Here is a 19,479-nt window from a genome sequence, read left to right as displayed (position 1 = left end):
GCAAAGGTGCAGCGGCATGCGGGAGGCACCACCGCTGACAGTTATCGGCGCTGGTCGGCGATCAGCTCAAGGTAGCGGGCGTACTGGGTGTCGGCGATCTGGCGGTTGCGGACGAGGCTTCCTTCCTCCATGCGGTAGGTGCGTTCGGGATCACCTTTGAAAGAGAGCCAGTTGAAGGACGTGGTCACCCAAACGTCGTCGTAGACGAGGACCTTGGCATGGGTGCTCTTCAGACGCGTGAAGCTGAGTTTGTCGCGGTAGCGGTCAGCGAGGTTGGTGAGTTTCCGGACGGAGGCAGGGTCGGTCTTGGTGTCGTTTTCCTCGTAGCCGTAGGCAATGTCCACTTTGACGCCTTGTTTGACCCGGCGTTCGAGTTTGCTAAGGAAGTCGGTGGTGATGATCGCGTTCTTGATCCACGGGGAGATGATCAAGAGTCGGCGGCGGGCGTTGGTGAGTGCGTCGTCGAGGACGTCCGGATGCTCGAAGACTCCGATGGCTCGGATCTCGTCTGCCTGTGGCTGCTGAACTGCCGGCGGACCGGGCATGGGGGCGTGAGCGCCGAGCTGGAATGCGGCCTGTTCTGCACGGTGCTGGGTGACCTCTTGCAGCGGTACGCGGGCCTTTTCGAGGTCGGGGTCGAGAAGAGGGCGTTCGGGGGGCGGCGCGACAGAGATGCCGAGGGCCTTGGCACCACCGTGGCCGATGAGAGCGAGTTCGTGGGCCTGACTGAGTTCGCCGTCGACAACGATGCCGACTTCGACGTCGGTACGGTCTGCGTCGGCATACACCAGGAGCTTGACCGGCAGGACACGGCGGGCCGGGGCCTGGGAGATGCCTTTGACCTGGAGGACTTCGCGTTTGTTGTTGCCGTTCTCGCGGAGCAGAGCGGTGATTTCCGCTGCGGTGATGTCTCCGTCGTTGACGGGCCCGGACCTTGCGGCGGGCAGCATGATCATGCCGTTTTCCTCGGCCTGCCCGCGCGGGATGGTGGTGCGGCGGTCGTAGGGGGCTACCTTCCACAGCATTTGGTCGTAGACGAGCGGCTGGTTGACCCGCACGGGCGCTACGGCGGCGGCCTTCTGGGCAGTGAGGTGGCCCTTGTCTGTGAGCCGCAGGCCGGGAGCCCGGCCTGCGTCTGCGGGGGTGGGGCGGGCCCATTTGAGGTCGTCTGAGCCGAACAGCACGGCGACGGTCCGGTCGACCATGTTTTCGGGCAGGCCGAGTAGGCCGGCGATACCACGCGTGTTGCTCACGTTGTGGTCGACCAGCCGCAGTACGAATTCCTCCATAAGCGGGAGGTCCTTGCTGTCCTGGGCGAGGACCTCGGCGGTGATCCGGGCGACAGGCAGTGCGGCGTCGGCGATCTGGATGAGTTCGAGTCCGGGACGGGTGTTGTGGAAGCGGAGGGCCAGGAGGCTGTCGTCGCCGAAGGTGGGGCTAGAGGTAGGCATTGCGGATCTCGCAGTCTTCCGGGTGGCCGCTCATGTAGTCGAGGACGTCGCGCAGGGCGCCGGGCTTGCTGCGGCAAAAGCCAGCGTCGCCAACGATGATCAAGCCGTAGCGGGCGCGGGAGAGAGCGACGTTGATGCGGCGCCAGTAGGGCTGGCCAAGGAATCCGAAGCGACCGCTGATATTGCTTCGGGTCACGGAGAACACGACGAGATCGCATTCTCGACCCTGTACCGCGTCGACGGAGAGCACTTCTGGAGCGATGTGCTTGAGTCGCAGGGAGGCTAGGCGTTTGGTGAGTTCTTCGACCTGGCGGCCGTAGGGGGCGATCAGCAGGACGTCGAGGCGCTTGCCGTCGGGAGTCTTGATCACCCCCTTGTCGATGGCCCGGTCGATGACTTCCAGGCGTCGCATCGCGAGTTGGCCCTCAAGGCGGTTTGAAACGCTGGTTTGTGCGGCGGACTGCTCGTCCTCGCGGCGGTTCGGCAGAGCGCTGGTGTCCAGCCACAGGACGGGTTTGTTGACCGTGCTGTAGCCGGGAAGGACATGGTCGTTGGGCGAGATTAGCTTGTTGCCGTAGAAGCAGCTGCTGATCATGTTGCCGATCGCCGGGGTCATCCGGTACTGCTCGCGCAGCAGGTGCTTGACGGGTGCCTTGGTGGAGTTGGCGAAGTACTGGAACAGGGTGGTCTTCACCAGCTCGGGGATGAGCTGGTGATCGGCCATGATCTTTTCATCGCGCAGCAGATCCTCATCGATGGGAGGCAGCTGGTTGGTGTCGCCGACCAGCACCCATCGCTTGGCCCTGGCCATTGGCACCAACGCCTCGGTCGCGGTCGCCTTGGACGCCTCGTCGAAGATGCACAGGTCGAATTCGAGATCCCGGGCCGCCGGGTGGCCGAGGAAGCCGAGCGCGGTGCCGCCGATGACGCGCCGGGTGCGCAGGAAGCCCGCGATCAGGTTCTGGTCGGTGCCGATTCGCTGCAGCCATTCGCCCTGGAGGCGCAGCAGGTGCATCAGTTCCCTGCCGGTCCCGGCCGGGCCGAGGAGCGCCTCGACCACGTCGCGGGCGTCTGCGGCGCTCATTTCCTCGCGGAGGGTGAGTTCGCCGTCGAGCATGGTCTGCACTTCGGCGAACAGCTCTGCCCGCTGTTCGAGGAGCTGTTCTCGACGGGCTCGGGTGGTGACGACTTCCTCGCCGAGCTCTCTGGCGGAGGTGGTGCGCTCAGGCACAGGCTGGTTCGCCAGCTCGTCGAGGCGGGCCGTCACATGGGCGAGGTCGGCGGCCACGGCGGCGAGTTCTTCCAGCACCAGGGCCGCTTTGAGGTGGCTGGGCTGCTGGCCGCTGTTGGCGGCCACGCTCTCCAGATGCCGTTCTGCGCGCGTCCGGACACCCTGGGTCCACTTCTTGACTTGCCGGTCGAGCAGCAGCGGCTGTGCGCTTTCAGCGACGCGTGGATCGTCGACGCGGCCGAGGCGGACGAGTTCGGTGATGCCTGCGTCTTCAAGGCGCTTGAGGGCATTGTCGATGGCGATGTGGGTCTGGCTGACGATGAGGATGCGGGCGGTGGGATGCCGGCTGAGGGTCTGCTCGACGATCTCAGCGATCACGGTCGTCTTGCCAGTGCCGGGTGGTCCCTCGACGAGCAGTAGGTCCTGGGTGCCCAGGGCGTGGGCGACGACGTCCCGTTTGCTCTGGTCGAGGTCGGCGCGGACCCAGGTGGTGACTTCGGTGGGCGGGCCGACCTCAAGGACCCCGGGGTTATCGATGATCTGCCGCAGGTCGAGATTTGCGGTCTGGCCGGCGGCGACCGCGGTAAGTGCGTCGCGCTGCCGGTTGATCGCGTTCTGGCTGGGTCCGAGGAAGGGGAGCAGTACCCCCCGGGCGGGCAGGACGGCCTGGGGACGCGTCATTCGCAGGACGACGGTGTCGTCAGTGCGGTTGGTGATCTCGCCACGGTCGATGGGCCGACTGTAGGGGTACTCCGCGACGGACCACTCTTCACCGATTTCGGCGGTAGTGTCGGGCGCGGCGAGATGGAAGACTCGGATGCGGCCGCCGCCTTCCAGCCGTTCGTACTGGATCGGCTGCCGCCCGTTGGCCGCCGCTTCCTCACGGGCTTCCAGGACGCGGCGCCAGCCGTCGAACAGGTCGCCGAGCTGCTGGCGCTTACCCTCCTTGGCCTGTGTCTCGCGTGCGTCAAGTTCTTCGTTGAGGCTGTCCAGCAGCAGGTTGAGGCCGTCGTACGCCGGGTCCTCGCCCGGATCGTTGAACGTCCAGGTGAGGATGGGGCCGAGTTTGAGGGCGGACGCACGGCGCTTGGCCATCCATTCCTCTGCTCGTTCCTCGGCCGAAACGATGACGCATCGGTCGCTTTGATCCTCGTCGTTGACCAGGCGCAGGAACAGACTCTGGCCGAACACCCGCACCGTGCCGGTGTCGACTTCGTCGCTCTGCGCGTTGTAGCCGTAGTCGACATGAACCGTGCCGGAGATGTCCGCGAGCACCGTGTTCTTCACCGCATCCCAGTCCATCTCTTCTCCGGCCGGGGTGGTGCTCAAGCTTTCGGCCGCGCGACGGGTCATCTTCAGCCAGAGCGCGTTGCGTTGGCGAGCATCACGGTTTTCGCAGACCCGTTCGGCCTCCAGGAGCCGGTGTTCGAGGACGATAGCGTTGGCTGGCCGCTTCTTCGGGTCGAGGTCGATGCAGGTTCTGAGGACGTTGCGGATCTCGGTGTCGAGTTCCAGACCGTCGAGTACCGTCGCCAGATCGTGGTAGTCACGTGCCTGGCTGCGGGAGAGGACCTGAATGGCCAGGACCGCGTAGGCGTACACGTCACGGACGTACGGGACTGCTTCGCTCTGCTCGGGCGGCGAGTACAGAGCGGATCGGAAGTCCGCGACCGTCTCGTCGGTCACGGCTGCGGCCTTGGACAAGATCTTGGCGATCCCGAAGTCGGCGAGCTTGACCGTGCCGTCGCCGGTCAGCAGGACATTTCCCGGTTTCAGATCACGGTGCTCGATCTCCTTCTCGTGGGCATACGCGAGGGCGGAAGCCAACGGTCCGCCTATGCGTGTGAAGTAGGCCGGCCAGTCAAGGGGACGGCCATCTGCCATCTCGTCCTTGAGGCTGCGGTCAATCCACTCCAGGGCGATGAAGTACCGCTCCAGCCCTTTAGCCCAGCCAGAGTCGAGCATCCGCACGATATGGGGATGGTTCAGTGCCTTGAGCGCCGAGGTCTCCCGCTCCAGGAAGATCCGGGTGATCGCGTCGTCCTCCCGCTGCTTGAGCAGCTTCACGGCGACGTGGTCACCGCCAGCGCTCTTGATGTCCACGGCCTTGCGGACCTCGGACAACCCCCCCGGGCGGGCCTCCTGAGGGAGCAACAGAAACCGGCCGTTAATCGTCGTCCCCACCCACTGCTCCTTGCTCCCCCGACTGCCGCGCAGTCCACCCAAGCGGCCATCTTGCCAGCGGCTTTCCCATCGGATCAGCAGTTTGCCCAGGGCGATACGGACTTGGCGAGTAATGGTCCCTTCGGAGTGGCTCTGCGAGAGGACGCCCCCCTTGACCCAAGCAGCGAGGCGTGATCGGAGTCGGCCCCTCGACCACGGTAGAACGCGTTGAGTGCTTGAGTGATGCGTGAGCGGACGATGCAGCGGCGGCGGCGAGGGATCGGATCGAAGGTCACATCGAACCTGACCTGACGAGGTGGTTCCGGACACCGAAGAAGCGTCCGGAACCACCCATCAAGATCATGCCCCTTCTGGCTACCTTTTTTCTCCTGACCAAGCCCACAGACCTTGACCGAACAGATAGAAACACCCTCCGCGGCGACTGGTCTTAGGGCCTAGCGGACTGGATTGCCTCCTGCAGGTTGCTCACGGCCCGCTCAGCGTGCGCGCGGACGCTGTCCCAGGCAGCGGTGAAGTCGCGGACCGGGAAGCCCAGCCCAAGCGCGTGGTGGGCGGCGGCGAGTTCCGGCCGCGGCTTGGGGTGGACGGCGGAGTTGCGGATGACACGGATCTGGTCCAGGAGCTGCACGGCTTGGTGGACCGCGTTGCGGTCGAGCGCGGGTAGCTCGTCGGCGAGATGTTCCTCTAGTCGCAGCAGGCCCGAGCCTGGACTGCGGCCGGGCACTTTGAAGTCGCGCAGGATGTCGGTCAGGACGACCAGCCCGGAGTTGTAGGCCGCTTCGTCGTCGACGTCCAAGGCGAGGAGGCTGGATCGGTCCATGGGCGGCGGGACAACCAGGGCTTCGCCGAAGACCAGCTCGTAGGTGACGTCGAGGAAGTTCAGCGCGCGCAACAAGGAGCGCGGCTCGGTGAAGGACAGCGCCTCCGGCGGCGCAGGCGGCGACAGGTGGGCGGCGATATCGGCGAGGTAGTGGTCGAGGGTGTCGCAGTCGGCGGATGGCAGCGCGCCGATTCGGCCCGTGAGGGATGTCTTGTTGAAGCGCATGCCCGGCCACTCTCGGTCGGCGATCTGCGCCATGCGCTCCAGCAGGGGACTGGTGCCGTCGATCTCCTTCAGGACTTCGCCGAGGTTCACGTCGATATCGGGCAGGTCGAAGGGGCTGTCGAGGATCCTGTCCTGCTCCCGGGTCATCTGCTGCATATACGCCAGCAGGCCACGGGCAAGATCGCGGGCCATCTGATCATGCTGCAGGTGGTAGAGCCCCGCCATGGTCAGGTACACCGGCCCGTCGGACTGCGGGGTGAAGCCGTGCCCCCACCACCCGACGGCCCGGTAGCCGTTTGAGACCTGATCGTGGCCAATCACGGGGAAGCTGTAGAGGACCTTCGCGGCGTCGTGGCCGTGCTTTCGCATGCGGTAAGCGACGTGGAAAAAGTTCGGGAAGCGCTCGTGTTCGACGAACGTCGTCCACACGATGTCGAGGAGGAGCCGTTGCTCCTCGGTGAGCGGGTCTGTCAGGGCGGTCATGGCGTCTATCTCCAGGTGGGCAACGGACCAGGATAGAGGTGCCGCCAGCTGGGGCATATCGTGTTTCGGGTCCGTGGGCACCGGCCTTGCTCGGCGTGCCTGGGACGCCCGCACGACCGCCCTGCAGGGCGGACTCATCTTCATGCCGGGCCGGAAAGCTGCCGAGTGACACGTACTACGAGAAAAGGGTAGGTGTCGGCGGCCGTGCGTTGCGTCTAATAGAGGGCGTGACTGATCAGGCTTCTCCCGCGCTGTGGCGGTTCATCCAGGACGACGACCCCGACGCGTTCACGCTCATTGTGGAAACCGCGAACGGGCAGTACGTGCGGCGCATACGTCCAGCGCTACCGCTGCCGTCCGGCGTGGAGCATGGCCCGGGTGCCGAGGTGGCGGCACACACCGCTGCCGCCACCTGGGGTCTGCCCGATTTCGTCTTCCAGTCCGCCTACGCCAGCAAGGGCTCCGGTCGACGCGAGCTCGGCGACAGGCTGTTGCTCGCCGGAGGGCGTGGCGCGGTGATCCAGGTCAAGGCGCGCACGATCCAGCCCAAGGACGCGGACAGCGAGATGGCCTGGATCCAGAAGGTGGCGACCAAGGCTGTACGTCAGGCCAAGGGCACGGTGCGTCAGTTGCGGATGCTGCCCGCTGACATGGCCAACGGCCGCGATCGCACGCTGTCTGTCGACGGCAATGCCTACGAGTGGATCGGGGTGTTCCTGCTGGATCACGAGCAAGTACCCGAGGGCACGATCTGCTCGCTGGAGCCGATCGGTATCCCCACGATCGCCCTGACACGGAGGGACTGGGACTTCCTCTTCGACCAGCTGCGCTCTACCACCGCTGTCCTCGACTACCTCTTCCGCGCCGCCGTCGAGCCTCCTGTAGCCCTGGGCGAAGAGCCCGTGCGGTACTACGAGTTCGCCGCGGCCGACGCCGAGGCACCCCCCGGCCCCCTCAACCCAGATGTCGCCGGACTCGGCGGGAACCACTTCTCCACCCCCTTGCTCCCGCAGGCTCCGGTGGGGTCAGATCATGCTCACCGGGTTATGCGAATCATCATGGAGGACGTCGCCACCAGCGCCATCCGCTCACAGATGAGTGAGCCCAACCGGCAGCTCCTCCTCTCCGACCTGGACAAGCTGCCGGTCGGAGCGCGCGCTGAGTGGGGACAATTGCTGCTGGACATGCTGGCCGACGTGCGTGAGGTGCCTGCTGACGAATCCAAGTGGCGCTGGCGCCGTTCCATCGACCCGTCCGGCACCCGCCAGCTCATCTTCGGATGTGCCACGCGCTTCGGTCCCGAGGTGGAAGCCGCCTTCCAGTCGTACGTACTGCTGCGCCACCACCAACTCCACCAGCAGACCGGCCTGGCCGAACAGAGCTCCACCCTCGGCGTGCTGCTTACCCCGCGCACCGATGGCAGCCGGCCATGGGACACCACCTTGCTGCGCACCGAGGGCGACAATGAACTGAGCTCCGAGGAAGTGGAGCGATACACCGAGCTCTGGAATCCCCAGCCCGCCGAAGCTTCCTGAGCGCGGTCTTCGCCGTTTAGCTGATGGCAAGGATGCGGTGCTCGATGATCACGAAGTCCCGCTAACGGTCGTGATGGTGCCTGATGCGTTCGCGCGTGTTGATGACCGGGGAAGTCGCCGCGCTCGTGCAGCGCGAGGTTGCCGGCGGCGCCGTACATGGAGAACTCGACAACACCGGTGTTCCGCAGTGGTCGGAGACCGTGGTGGCGGCGACCTCGCCGAGCTGCCGCGCGTTGGGCTGCAGGAGCCAGTTCCTGGTGTCCGTGTACAGACCACGGGTGACTCCCGCGTGGTCTTCGACGAGTTGAGGGAGATGGGTATGCGCTCATCTCCTGCGGCAGAACGAGGCTGATCAGTCGTTACGCATCGGCGGACTTGCGATTGAGTTCCGCACGGTGCGAACGAATACCGCCCTATTCTCTTCGGTCACCTGAATGTTGTGTTTAAAGTCCTCCAGGAAGCGCGCTCCTTCGTTGTTTATTTCGTCCCCTAGTTCCCCGAATGCGGTCATCCTGCTGAGCCACTCTTCCCCCTCTCCCATGGAGTGCTCCGCATTTTCCAGAATCCGCTCCAGATCCTCTATGGAATAGAGTTCCTGCAAGATCTCTAGGTCGCCAGCGTGGGCGAGTACCTGATTCAGCTGCTCAAATTTGAGATCTGGCGAGAGTTCGCGGATATGTCTTTCCTGCTCCCGTAGGCGTGCGATAGCTGCCTCGATGTATTGGCCGAACTTTTCTTCTCTCTCGATATTCTCCATTGTTGCATCAGAGATCGCCTGAGAGGCTTGAGCGACTTCTTCAGGGCCAAGAATAGATACGCGACGCGCACGTTCCAGCATGCGAGTGGCAGCTTGATGCAGTTCTGTACGATGGGACCTATGTTGGCCCTCCTCTGCTGGACGGGCCAACTCCTTTCGCCTGCGGGTGCACTCGTCCCAAGCGTCGAGGAATCCCTCGCAGGCGGAAAGACGTTGTTGCCGTAGCCAATGGGCGTGTTCGTTCGCAGCCTGGTCGTGTGCCTGTCCACGCACAGCATCAGCGCTCTTGTCTGCTCCGGCCTTGGTGGCCCATGCCGTGAAAGCAGCTCCCAGTATCGAGCCGAGAAGCCCGCAACCTGCCGCTATCAGTGCGACGATTCCCTCATCCACAAGAGGCCATGATGCACGAGGAGTTGGTGCCGTAGTAGTGGACAGCGAAGTTTACGAGCCGAACAGTGCCTGGGTCGCGCCGAGCAGCGAGGTCAGCCTGCTGAGGGCGCACAACAGAACTTTGCAGTGGGGCAGTTGGGGGGTGCGAGGTAGGGCATACAGGAGGAGATGCGACCTGTAGCGACGCATTGGGAACGGTGGCCCCTGTCTTGGTATAGATGCGGTCGGCACCTACGACGGTGAGCAGTAGCCGGCCGACAAGTCCGCGATCCCACGTGAAGTGCAGGAGCATGCTGCCGTCTGGCAGATCGCCCGGGCGCCCATAGGGCAGCCGGTTACTGGGCTGTCAAGACACCCTTGCTCGGTATGACGAGGGGACCTGCTCTGGTCCCCGGGCACTCTACATACGTGGGGCATCCGCCCGTTTGCGTCGAGCTCTCAGCTTTCGGCGCTTGGCCGACGCCGGGGGAAAGCATCTCCGATCGGCCAGTCCTCAGACAGACCAAGAGACGTGTGGATGGGGCGAGCCGCTGACTGACGTTCGACGTGAATATCAACCAATTGTACTGTTTCCCAGGTGGGGAGAACGGGGGCCGGGAGCGAGTCAGGTGCGGGGCTTTGCCAGAGGACTGGGGCCTTCTTCGCCCATGTCCAAGGTGCCGGATTGTCGACGGTCAGTACGCCGCTGACCCGGCTATGGGTCTGATCTTGCGCAGCAGTCCAGTAGCCGTCGGCATTGCGACCGAAGGTCGATCCGGTGTGGTGGGCGTACTCGACCGAGGTCCCGTACAACGCGCTTTCGGTGTCCTCATCCTCGGGAAAGACCGCTGAATTGCCAACCGCCACGATGAATGGCAGCCCCAATTCGCCGTACTTCCTGCCCTTCTTTCTCACGGCTTTGAGTACCCGATCTGAGTCATCGGCGACCCACACCGAGGGATGGAAGCCGATTGTCCTGCTCGTCGGATCGCCTCGCCTGCCGGGGCTGCGGGGGATCGCCTCGAAGCTGAGGCGCCAACCTGCCTCCTGCCAGGTATGCCTGGGTAGCGGCACCTTCTGCTCATACTCGGCAGTGACCTGGTCGGGGTCCAAGCTTGCCAGCCATCGTGTCAACTCGTTCTTCAACCGCCGTTGCTGCGGTGTGGTCGAGCCAACGCTGTCAACCTTGTACGCCACGTAGAAGTTTGGGCTCGGAACGCGGTCAATCACGTCCACCACCTGAGGCGGGAGCGAGCGGCTCCCGGTTGCGTCCAGATTCTCGGCCGTCCAGATCGCCTCGACAACGAATTGCTGGTCGCCACGGGTGACCAGGAAGTCTGGGTACTTTCCCCCTGTGCCTATTTGCTGCTCGATCTCCACGGTGCAACCGGATCCGCGCAGCATCTCGTGCACGTACAGCTCCCACAGCGCGGAGAAGACGTTCGCGTCGGAATTGCGATCGCGTAGCCGACTGCGCAGGCCGGGCTGAGCATCGGGGGGCAGGTGTGACCACCACTCGTTGATCACATCTCGAACCTGGTCCCAGAACGGACCGGCGATCCGTTCGAAGAATTCGGCATCCGACTCCGATGCTCGCTTCGGTGTCGCATCTGTCCGATGTCGGCTTATGTACACGCCCATGACGAACGATCATAGATTGCTCCGTGCGCTGCTCCCACGGGTTTTCTGCAGCGTCCCGGCGACGCTTGGGTTGAGTCCGAGCTGTCGCCGTCGTCCGCACGCCCTTGATGATCGTGCGCCGTCTCTCGCTGCCGACGGAGACGCGGAGCAAATGATCAGCAGTGCCCGTTCAGAACTGACCAGCACCTGCGGCTGTTCCGAAACGGAACGCCGCGCCCTTTCGTCACCAGGCCGGCCGCAGAGATTCAGCTCGGCGGTGACAGCGGTCTCGGCTGCTGAGCGCCCTGGGACTGGCGCCGTTCGCCCGCCGCCCAGGCGGTGCGAGGGCAGAGGTCAGCCCTGGTCTTCCTCCTGATCGTCCCACAAGGCGTCGCGCACGGAGCGCCAGGCGCGGATTGCGTTACCGATGTCCATCAACAGCCCTCGAAGTTGGCGAATGAGAACCCGCGCAGCACAAATGGCAGTAGCTACTTCGAATTCCACCGCGAGCCCGCTCATCGGCTGCTCCCCACCTCGGGCACCAGCCTCTCCGTCTCACACCGCGAAGTCTGTACCCCGCTGGGTACATTTCGTGATCACCCTCGGCTTCACCCGCACGATTGGACGGACACGCGGCTGAACTCAACGAGCCGAGCCACTTTGAGGCACCACGTACAACACTTGCCGCCGTGAGGGCGCGGGTCAGCATCAGGGTTGATGCCTTTGCTGATCTTGAAGATCTGCGCCACGGGAACGTGGCTGAGCCGATACACCCAGGCTGCCCGTCGAACGGGCTGGCGTCTGTAGGGTCGAGCCCACTTTTTCCGATCTTGGATGGATCCGCAGCGTGGCCCGCCCAGAGTGTTCCATGCAGTTCATGCGGGGTGCCCTGCGTGAGCGATGCGTGAGCGGACGGTGTGGCACGACCCATCGGTAGGTGGATCGCCGCTTACGGCGCATGCGCTCTGACCTGGTGGTTCCGGACACCGAAGAACCGTCCGGAACCACCCAGCAAGCTTTGGCCAGGACTTTTAATCCATTGGTTGTGGGTTCGAGTCCCACAGGGCCTACGGATGCGGGGAGGGGAAACCCCTTCTGACCTGCTACGCAGCGCTCGGGTCGGCTTCGGTCAGGTCGGGCGCTGTGGCGTTTTCGGCGTTCTGCGTGAGCGGAAGGTCGGGATGCCCGCCCGTCGGCGCCTGCGCAACAGCTGGTCGGGGATCGGCGTGGCCGCCGACACGCCGGTGACCACCCCGTTCCGTGAGGCTCACTGGATCTACGTACGGTATGAGCGCGAGACGCACACAGCGGTGGCGGCAAGGGGGCGGTCATGGACGCAACTGGGGAAACGCTCGTTGTACTGACTGCACTGCCGCTGGAGTACCCAAGGCGGTGCGTCGGCTGTTGGAGGGGCTGGAGAGAGTCGATCAAGCAGGAACGGTGTTCGAGCGAGGTCGGCTGCCGGGTACGTCCTGGACGGTCTATCTGGCTGCCACCGGGCCGGGGAACGACTCTGCGGCGGTGATCACCGAGCGGGCCATCAATTTCGTGCGCCCCCAAGCCGTCTTCTTCGTCGGAATCGCGGGATCGCTCAAGTCCGACGTTTCGCCAGGCGACGTGGTGGTTGCCCTTGAGGTGTACGCGTACCACGGGGGCAAGGAGAGTCCGGAAGGGTTCAAGGGGCGCCCGCGCAGCTGGGAAACTTCCCATCCGCTCCAGCAGGTGGCCATGTACGTCCACAGCGTGGATGAATGGCGGGGAGCCCTGTCGGAGGCGGAACGAGCCACGACCAAGGTGCACTTCAAACCCATCGCGGCGGGCGACCTCGTGCTGGACGCTCCGGCCGAGTCGCCGTCCCGAGTCCACTTGGACCGGAACTTCAACGACGCCGTAGCTGTGGAGATGGAAGGTGCGGGTTTCGCCAACGCCGCGACCAAGGCGGGGGTCCCCTACCTTCTGGTCCGGGGGATCAGTGATTTGGCGAACGGAACCAAGCGGAGCACCGACGATGCCGGCGTGCAGGAAACCGCAGCGCAGCATGCGGCTCTCTTCCTGACGGGAGTGATCACCCAGTTCAAACCCGCGAACGCAGCATCCCTGCCGAAGGCGCCTTCTTCCGGACAGCCCACAGACGAGCTGATCTGGCAGCCCCTCGATCAACCGGCCAGCGTGACTTGGTACAGGGACCTCGTGCCGTCGAGTGGCTACACCAATGGTCCTTCCCTGCTGGAGATCCACTTGGTGCCCATTCCGGTGACAAGCAGGATCACTGCGACGCGCATGCGGGAGCTGGCCGAGGAAATGGTGAACCTGGGCCGTTCGAAGGGGCTGTTTACGAACGCTGAGCAGGTCGACGTCCACAACGCCGCTGAGATGACGGTGGTCGCTGTTGCCAATCCTCGGGGGCGCTCGGCTGGCCTGGCAATCACACGATCCGGGCAGAGGAGTGCCTGGGACTCGCTTCCCAAACCAGGCATCACGTACGTACTCGACGAGGACGATGTTCGCGAACGGATCAAGACTCTGTTGGAGGTGCTGGAAGCTGTCGATGGACAGGCCGCTCCGTCATATGCACCGGCGGCCGGTATCGAAAACACCATGATGGTCACGGTCGAACGTCTGAGTGAAGTCGATCCCCGCCGGTCCAGCGGGATGCGTATGTCGGATAGTCCTGTCCGCGTCCAACCCGAAGAAGCTGTCACTGCGGCGGTGGTTGCCAGTCGGCGCAGCGACCTGGCCGAGGAACTGGCTGCCCGCCTGCTCTACGCGTTCCGTGCTCCAGGCCGCTAAGGTCCTCTGGACAGGTCATGGAGCATGTACATCGTGAGTGCGGCTGGCGCCGGTCATGCGAGGGCAGCTGTGGGCAGGGGGACTTCTAGATCCTCCGGGTGAGCCACGCACCACGGGGTACCGTCGAGCACGATCGCGGGAGTGCCTTCGTGTCCGGGTTGTGCCGGGGTGAGCCGGACACTCATCCACGTGCTTGGTTCAAGGGCAGGTAGACCGAGGCCCCAGGCCCACTCGACGTCGCGGGGGCGAGTGCCATTAAGGACGAGCACGCCCCGATGGGCGAGCCTCTGCCGCGCCTCCCGCGCTCGCTTAACCCCATCAGCCTGCATGGTGACGGCGGAGAGGTCCGCAGTGGTGATGGGAGTGAGCTGTGCCTGCAGGAACAGCTCCTCGGTGCGAGCCTGTCCTGAAGCCTTGGCGAAGATCGAACTCACTGTGTCAGCAGACAGTCGACGCAGGGCATGCTCGGGCAGGGGAAGGTTGGAGTGGATCCAGTGGATTGCCTCCCGGCCCTGCGCGCTTAGCGTGCGTTTCCCGTCGCGGTTCGAACCCGCGTTCATCAGTTCGGACCTCACCCGCAGCAGGCCGATGCTCCACAGGCCGCTGGCGTCATCAGCGCGTACGACCAGGCACAGGCCACCCTGCAGTTCAGGCGGGAACATCCAGTTACTGCCCCGGGTGAACTTCATGTCGACGTCGTGCCCGGCCACCATGAAGTCCAGGTGCAGTCCGTCAGGGAGGCCCAACTCGCGCTGCATCCGGTGATACACGGCGGTGCCCAAGCCTGTCTTCTCGACCTTGGTGAGCTGGGACCATAGGTAGCGGCCGGTGTGTGCGGGGTCAAGCAGGTGCCGTCCCGCTCCGTCGATCACGGATCCCATGCGGCTGCCATCTGGGTCCAAACGCAGCATCTCGGCGAGGACCTCGGCCAGTTCCGGATCCTGTTCTAGTGACCGGACGCGCTCGTGCCCCTCGAACGACGACACCCCCTCCCCTTGCTCTACCTCCCGCTCGATGGCGGTGGTGTCCGGCAGTGCCTGACGGGAGCTGCGGAGCGTATCTGCTGGGGCAGCCTGGCCGGCGGGATCGGTCCGAGTCGTCGGCCATTCCACGGGACCTGTAGGGGTAGGAGCTGAAAGACCCGTGGGGTCTGTGGAGCCAGTGCCGTGGGCGGTAAGCAGGTTCTCTGCCTCGGCCAGTCGATGTTGTGCTGCGCGAGCGACTTGCTGAGCCTCGTCTCGTTCGGCCTCGGCGGCCGCGAGGCGGGTCCGCAGTCTGGACAGCTCGATTCCGGAGACGGCATAGGAAGGGCCATCAGGGGAAGGAGTTGAGACTCGTCCGGCTGCGGGGCGCCCCAAAGCTCCAAGTACCAACAGCGTGGTAACGAGCGCGCGTGACTTGGCAGATTCTTTCTCAGCCTCGGTAGCGGTTTGGAGCGCGGCAGTGAGCTGGGCCTGAGTATCGATCAACTCGCGCTGAACCCTGACCAGTTCTGCCAGCGAGCCTCCGTCGTCCGGAACCGCTCCGGGCTCCGGCTGATCTGGCTCGGCATCCTCCGACCAAGCCTGATGCAGTAGGGAGATGGCCTGTTCCCTGAGCGTGTTGGCACGCTGAGCGTCGGGGATGCAGACCCTGACGATGGCCTCGATCAGACGCCGTTCGTTCTTCAACCCGACGCCGCTCAGCTTGCGGTAGAGCGTCGATCGGGCGGGCAGTTGACCATCAAACTGGCCGCTGGTCCTGAGTAGTTCGTGGACGTCCTCGACGGATAGCCGAGCTTGCGTGCGTATGTCCAGCAGGAGCAGCACAAGCGCATCTACGGCATCCGAACCTGTCGATGGAGGCACGGTAGGCCGTCCGCTGGCGCGGAATGGGGACATCAGGCTCACAATTCTCTCGGCAAGACGGCTATTTTCTCCGATAGAACTGGGAAAATCTAGCGAGCGAGGGCGCCCTCAGGAAAGCTGATCACCATAGCCTGAACCGAGAGGAATCCGCCCGTGCGCCGTCCCACCCCGCTCCGCCGCTCCCCTGCCCTGGACCTCGTTGCGTTCGTCATGGTGCTCGCAACCGGGGTCACGCTGGTGGCCTTGGGGTTGTCACCGGAGTCCCTCGCTGCCGTGACCATCGCCCTGGCGGGCCTGTACTCGGCTTGGCGCACGGGCCAGCCGCCAGCCGCTCCGCCCATTGAGATGGAGGTGCGGCAGGAGGAGCTCCGATCGCTTGAGAGGGGTGCGGAGCGGCGGGCGTCGCATCTCGGTGGTGAGGTCCCTGCGCGGCAGGACGTCAGGTAGGTGGTTCCGGCGGGCACGAGCCCGCTGCTATGCATGGAGCCACCCATTTCCCCGCCGCTACCGGCCGTTTAACCAGCGCCCCAACGCGCCTGACACCCCATCAGAACCAGCGTCAAATGAGCGTCACGAGCGTCATTTCAGCGTCAAGATATCGCCCGTAACGCCCACACCGCACATAATGCGCACACACAAAACCGCAGGTCAGGAGCCCTTCGCGGCGGGTTCTAGGATCGCGACACACTCGACGTGATGCGTCATCGGAAACAGGTCGAACGCCCGAAGCGTCCGCACCCGGTACCCCCCGTCCCGGAAATACCCCAAGTCCCGCGCCAACGCAGCGGGATCGCACGCCACATACGCGATCCGCCGCGCGCCCAGCGAGGCCAGATGGTGGACCGTCTTGCGGCCCGCCCCCGCCCGCGGCGGGTCCAGGACGATCAGGTCGACCTCCTCGATGCCCGTGCGCGGCAGCACGCTCTCGACCTTGCCCTGCTCGATCCGCACCCGCTCGAAGTCCGCGAGGTTGTGCCGTGCGTCCTCCACCGCGCGCTTGCCGGACTCGATGCCGAGGACGGCGCCCTGGTCGCCGACGCGGTCGGCGAGGGCGCCGGCGAAGAGGCCGACGCCGCAGTAGAGGTCGAGGGCCATGTCGCCCTTGCGCGGGAGCAGGCCCTGCATCACGGCCGTGACCAGCGTGTCGGCCGCCTTCGGGTGGACCTGCCAGAAGCCGCCGTTGCCGACGCGGTGCGTGCGGCCGTCGGCGCGTTCGCGGACGAAGGGGCGGCCGTGGACGCGGTGGACGCCACCGGAGCGCTCGTCCACGCGCAGGACGGAGACCGGGCGGTCGAGCTCGACCAGCGGCAGGCGCGCGCCCGGCTTCGGGGTGAGGATCACCTGGCGGTCCTGGGAGCCCGTCGCCGCGATCGCCTCGACGGAGTCCATGCCCGTCCAGACCCGCTTCTCGATACCCAGCTCGCTGACGCCCTCCGCGGCGATCATGCAGTGGTCGATGGGCTCGACCTCGTGGGAGCGGTGCCGGCGCAGGCCCGCCCGGCCGTCGGCGGTGACGGCGTACTGGACGCGGGTGCGCCACGCGGGGACCTGGCCGGCCGGCACCTTGTCGCCCTCGGCGGGCAGCACCGTGCCGTCCCAGCCGGCCTCCTCCGGGGTGAGCCCGGCGAGGTGCTGGAGCTGTTCGGCGATGACATCGGCCTTCAGGCGCCGCTGCGCGCCCGGCTTGGCGTGCTGCCAGTCGCAGCCGCCGCAGCGGCCGGGGCCGGCGAACGGGCAGGGCTCGTCGATCCGGTCCTTGGAGGCGTCCAGGACCGTCACGGCGTCCGCGCGCAGGTACCGCGCGCCCTCCTCGCCCTCCGTCACCCGTGCCACGACCCGCTCGCCGGGCAGCGCGTGCCGGACGAACAGCACCTGCCCCTCGGACGTGCGGGCGATGCAGTGACCGCCGTGGGCGACGGGGCCGACCTCGACCTCGTACTCCTCCCCCACCAGCGACTTCCTCGGTTCTGCCTGCATGGCGGGGTGACTCCAAAACGCGTGAGGGGGAAGGGCCGAACGGAAACGGCCGGACAACAGCCCACCAGTCTACGTGGCTGCCGCCCGGCCGCTTCACACGAGCCGTCGCCCCGGGAAATCGTCCGGGAATTCGTCAGGACTTGGGCTCGGAGGACTCCTTCGACCGCACCTGCGCGGGACCCCGGCGCACCGAACCCGGCGCGTTCCAGTCCTGCTGCCTGCGGGCCCGCCGCTTGGCCGCCTCGGAGGACTGCAGCTGGTACGGCACCGAGGTCACCATGATCCCGGGCGTGAACAGCAGCCGGCCCTTCAGCCGCAGGGCGCTCTGGTTGTGCAGCAGGTGCTCGTACCAGTGGCCGACGACGTACTCGGGGATGATCACGGACACCGCGTCGCGCGGCGACTCCTTGCGCAGGCTCTTGACGTACTCGATGATCGGCCGCGTGATCTCGCGGTAGGGCGAGTCCAGGACCTTCAGCGGTACGTCGATGCCGCGCCGCTCCCACTCCTCGCGCAGGGCCTTGGTCTCCGCCGGGTCGACGTTGACGCTGAGGGCTTCCAGCGTGTCCGAGCGCATCAGCTTGGCGTAGGCCAGGGCGCGCAGCGTCGGGCGGTGGATCTTGGAGATCAGCACGACCGAGTGGACGCGGGAGGGCCGCACACTGTCGTCGCTCGGGCCCTCGGGGGCGGCGATCTCGGCGGCGACCCGGTCGTAGTGCTTGCGGATGGCCGTCATCGTCGCGTAGAAGATCACCATGCCGAGGAGGGCGACCCAGGCGCCGTGGGTGAACTTGGTGACGAGGACGACCACCAGCACCAGGCCGGTGAAGAAGGCGCCGAAGGCGTTGATCGCGCGGGAGCGGATCATGTGGCGGCGCTTGGCCTGGTCCTTCTCGGTGGCCAGGTGGCGGTTCCAGTGCCGGACCATGCCGGTCTGGCTGAGCGTGAAGGACACGAACACGCCGACGATGTACAGCTGGATCAGGCGGGTGGAGTCGGCTCCGTAGATTCCCACCAGCAGTGCGGCGGCGCCCGCGAGGAGCACGATGCCGTTGGAGAAGGCCAGCCGGTCGCCGCGGGTGTGCAGCTGGCGCGGCAGGTACCGGTCCTGGGCGAGGATCGAGCCGAGCAGCGGGAAGCCGTTGTAGGCGGTGTTGGCGGCGAGGAACAGCACCAGCGCGGTGGCGGCGGCCAGGATGATGAACAGGAAGCTGCCCTTGCCGAAGACCGCCTCGGCCACCTGGGAGATCACCGGGTTCTGCACGTAGTCCGGGCCGAGGGGGACGCCGTTGTGAATCAGGTCCTTGGCCGGGTTCTCGGCCATGCGGACGTCGGTCGCGGCGGCCAGCGCGATGATGCCGCAGAACATGGTGACGGCCAGCAGGCCCATCATGGCGAGGGTGGTCGCGGCGTTCTTCGACTTGGGCTTGCGGAAGGCCGGGACGCCGTTGGAGATCGCCTCGACGCCGGTGAGGGCGGCGCAGCCGGAGGAGAAGGCGCGCAGCAGCAGGAAGACCAGGGCGAATCCGGCCAGTCCCTGGTGCTCGGGCTTGATGACGTAGTCCGCGGTCGGCGCCCGCATGGTGTCGTCCAGGACCAGTCCGCGGAAGGCGCCCCACGCGATCATGGTGAAGACGCCGAAGACGAAGACGTACGTCGGGATCGCGAACAGCGAGCCGGACTCCTTGACCCCGCGCAGGTTCATCAAGGTCAGCAGCACGATCACGCCGATCGCGCAGAGCACCTTGTGCTCGACGACGAACGGGATCGCGGAGCCGAGGTTCTCGATGCCGGAGGAGATCGACACGGCCACGGTGAGGACGTAGTCGACGAGCAGCGCGCTCGCGACCGTCAGGCCGGCCTTGGGGCCGAGGTTGGTGGTCGCCACCTCGTAGTCGCCGCCGCCGCTGGGGTAGGCGTGCACGTTCTGCCGGTACGACGCCACCACGGTGAACATCAGCACGACGACCGCGACGGCGATCCAGGGGCTGAAGTGGTACGCCGTCACGCCCGCGATCGACAGGACCAGCAGGACCTCGCCGGGCGCGTACGCCACGGAGGAGAGCGGGTCGGAGGCGAAGACGGGGAGTGCGATGCGCTTCGGCAGGAGCGTTTCGCCCAGCCGGTCGCTGCGCAGTGCGCGCCCGATCAGGATCCGTTTGGGCACGTCGGTCAGTTTGGACACAACAG

At 65.6% G+C, this 19,479-nt stretch carries 11 protein-coding genes; 2 read left to right on the top strand and 9 right to left on the bottom strand.

Going from position 1 to position 19,479, the window contains the following annotated elements:
* Nucleotides 1–41: 41 nt before the first annotated feature.
* The 3 genes from OO68_RS12525 to OO68_RS12515 all read right to left on the bottom strand — a co-directional run bounded on the left by OO68_RS12525 (nt 42) and on the right by OO68_RS12515 (nt 6,394).
* Nucleotides 42–1,289, bottom strand: a complete 1,248-nt coding sequence (locus OO68_RS12525; protein ID WP_244201837.1) for a phospholipase D-like domain-containing protein — start codon at nt 1,287–1,289, stop codon at nt 42–44.
* A 148-nt stretch (nt 1,290–1,437) separates the two neighbouring features.
* Complete coding sequence (locus tag OO68_RS12520; protein WP_033308373.1) at nt 1,438–4,866, bottom strand: AAA domain-containing protein; 3,429 nt, start codon at nt 4,864–4,866, stop codon at nt 1,438–1,440.
* Between the two features lie 427 nt (nt 4,867–5,293).
* Nucleotides 5,294–6,394 carry a hypothetical protein gene (locus OO68_RS12515; RefSeq protein ID WP_143684108.1) on the bottom strand — a complete coding sequence of 367 codons (1,101 nt, stop codon included), beginning with the start codon at nt 6,392–6,394 and terminating at the stop codon, nt 5,294–5,296.
* Between the two features lie 227 nt (nt 6,395–6,621).
* Here OO68_RS12515 and OO68_RS12510 point away from each other — a divergent pair, with 227 nt between their 5' ends.
* On the top strand, nt 6,622–7,929 hold the full coding sequence (locus tag OO68_RS12510) for a hypothetical protein (protein WP_051814603.1): 1,308 nt from the start codon (nt 6,622–6,624) through the stop codon (nt 7,927–7,929).
* Between the two features lie 352 nt (nt 7,930–8,281).
* Here OO68_RS12510 and OO68_RS12505 read toward each other — a convergent pair whose 3' ends face one another.
* From OO68_RS12505 to OO68_RS46245, 3 genes are all read right to left on the bottom strand, one after another.
* Nucleotides 8,282–8,767, bottom strand: a complete 486-nt coding sequence (locus OO68_RS12505; protein ID WP_157852704.1) for a hypothetical protein — start codon at nt 8,765–8,767, stop codon at nt 8,282–8,284.
* Between the two features lie 747 nt (nt 8,768–9,514).
* Nucleotides 9,515–10,696 carry a hypothetical protein gene (locus OO68_RS12500; RefSeq protein WP_245236951.1) on the bottom strand — a complete coding sequence of 394 codons (1,182 nt, stop codon included), beginning with the start codon at nt 10,694–10,696 and terminating at the stop codon, nt 9,515–9,517.
* A gap of 333 nt (nt 10,697–11,029) precedes the next feature.
* Complete coding sequence (locus OO68_RS46245) at nt 11,030–11,194, bottom strand: hypothetical protein (protein WP_157852703.1); 165 nt, start codon at nt 11,192–11,194, stop codon at nt 11,030–11,032.
* Between the two features lie 768 nt (nt 11,195–11,962).
* Between OO68_RS46245 and OO68_RS43060 the strand changes: the two genes are divergently transcribed.
* Nucleotides 11,963–13,465, top strand: a complete 1,503-nt coding sequence (locus OO68_RS43060) for a 5'-methylthioadenosine/S-adenosylhomocysteine nucleosidase family protein (protein WP_078625262.1) — start codon at nt 11,963–11,965, stop codon at nt 13,463–13,465.
* A gap of 53 nt (nt 13,466–13,518) precedes the next feature.
* Here the strand turns inward: OO68_RS43060 and OO68_RS43930 are convergent, their stop codons facing one another.
* The 3 genes from OO68_RS43930 to OO68_RS12475 form a co-directional block, all read right to left on the bottom strand.
* On the bottom strand, nt 13,519–15,273 hold the full coding sequence (locus tag OO68_RS43930; RefSeq protein ID WP_157852702.1) for a NaeI family type II restriction endonuclease: 1,755 nt from the start codon (nt 15,271–15,273) through the stop codon (nt 13,519–13,521).
* Nucleotides 15,274–15,960: 687 nt separating this feature from the next.
* Nucleotides 15,961–17,289: a class I SAM-dependent RNA methyltransferase gene (locus OO68_RS12480; RefSeq protein WP_033308368.1), complete on the bottom strand. Its 1,329-nt coding sequence runs from the start codon at nt 17,287–17,289 to the stop codon at nt 15,961–15,963.
* A 133-nt stretch (nt 17,290–17,422) separates the two neighbouring features.
* Nucleotides 17,423–19,474, bottom strand: coding sequence for an APC family permease (locus OO68_RS12475; protein WP_033308367.1), 2,052 nt, complete (start codon nt 19,472–19,474; stop codon nt 17,423–17,425).
* Nucleotides 19,475–19,479 lie beyond the last annotated feature (5 nt).

The organism is Streptomyces iakyrus, from assembly GCF_000717055.1.
Classification (GTDB): Bacteria; Actinomycetota; Actinomycetes; order Streptomycetales; family Streptomycetaceae; genus Streptomyces; species Streptomyces iakyrus.
Note: the sequence above shows the minus strand (reverse complement) of the source record. Positions and strands in the feature narration are given on the sequence as shown.

Coding starts and splice junctions, on each gene's coding strand:
- OO68_RS12525 (WP_244201837.1), bottom strand. CDS start 1,289: ATGGAGGAATTCGTACTGCGGCTGGTCGACCACAACGTGAGCAACACG.
- OO68_RS12515 (WP_143684108.1), bottom strand. CDS start 6,394: ATGACCGCCCTGACAGACCCGCTCACCGAGGAGCAACGGCTCCTCCTC.
- OO68_RS12505 (WP_157852704.1), bottom strand. CDS start 8,767: ATGCTGGAACGTGCGCGTCGCGTATCTATTCTTGGCCCTGAAGAAGTC.
- OO68_RS12500 (WP_245236951.1), bottom strand. CDS start 10,696: ATGGGCGTGTACATAAGCCGACATCGGACAGATGCGACACCGAAGCGA.
- OO68_RS46245 (WP_157852703.1), bottom strand. CDS start 11,194: ATGAGCGGGCTCGCGGTGGAATTCGAAGTAGCTACTGCCATTTGTGCT.
- OO68_RS43060 (WP_078625262.1), top strand. CDS start 11,963: ATGAGCGCGAGACGCACACAGCGGTGGCGGCAAGGGGGCGGTCATGGA.
- OO68_RS12480 (WP_033308368.1), bottom strand. CDS start 17,289: ATGCAGGCAGAACCGAGGAAGTCGCTGGTGGGGGAGGAGTACGAGGTC.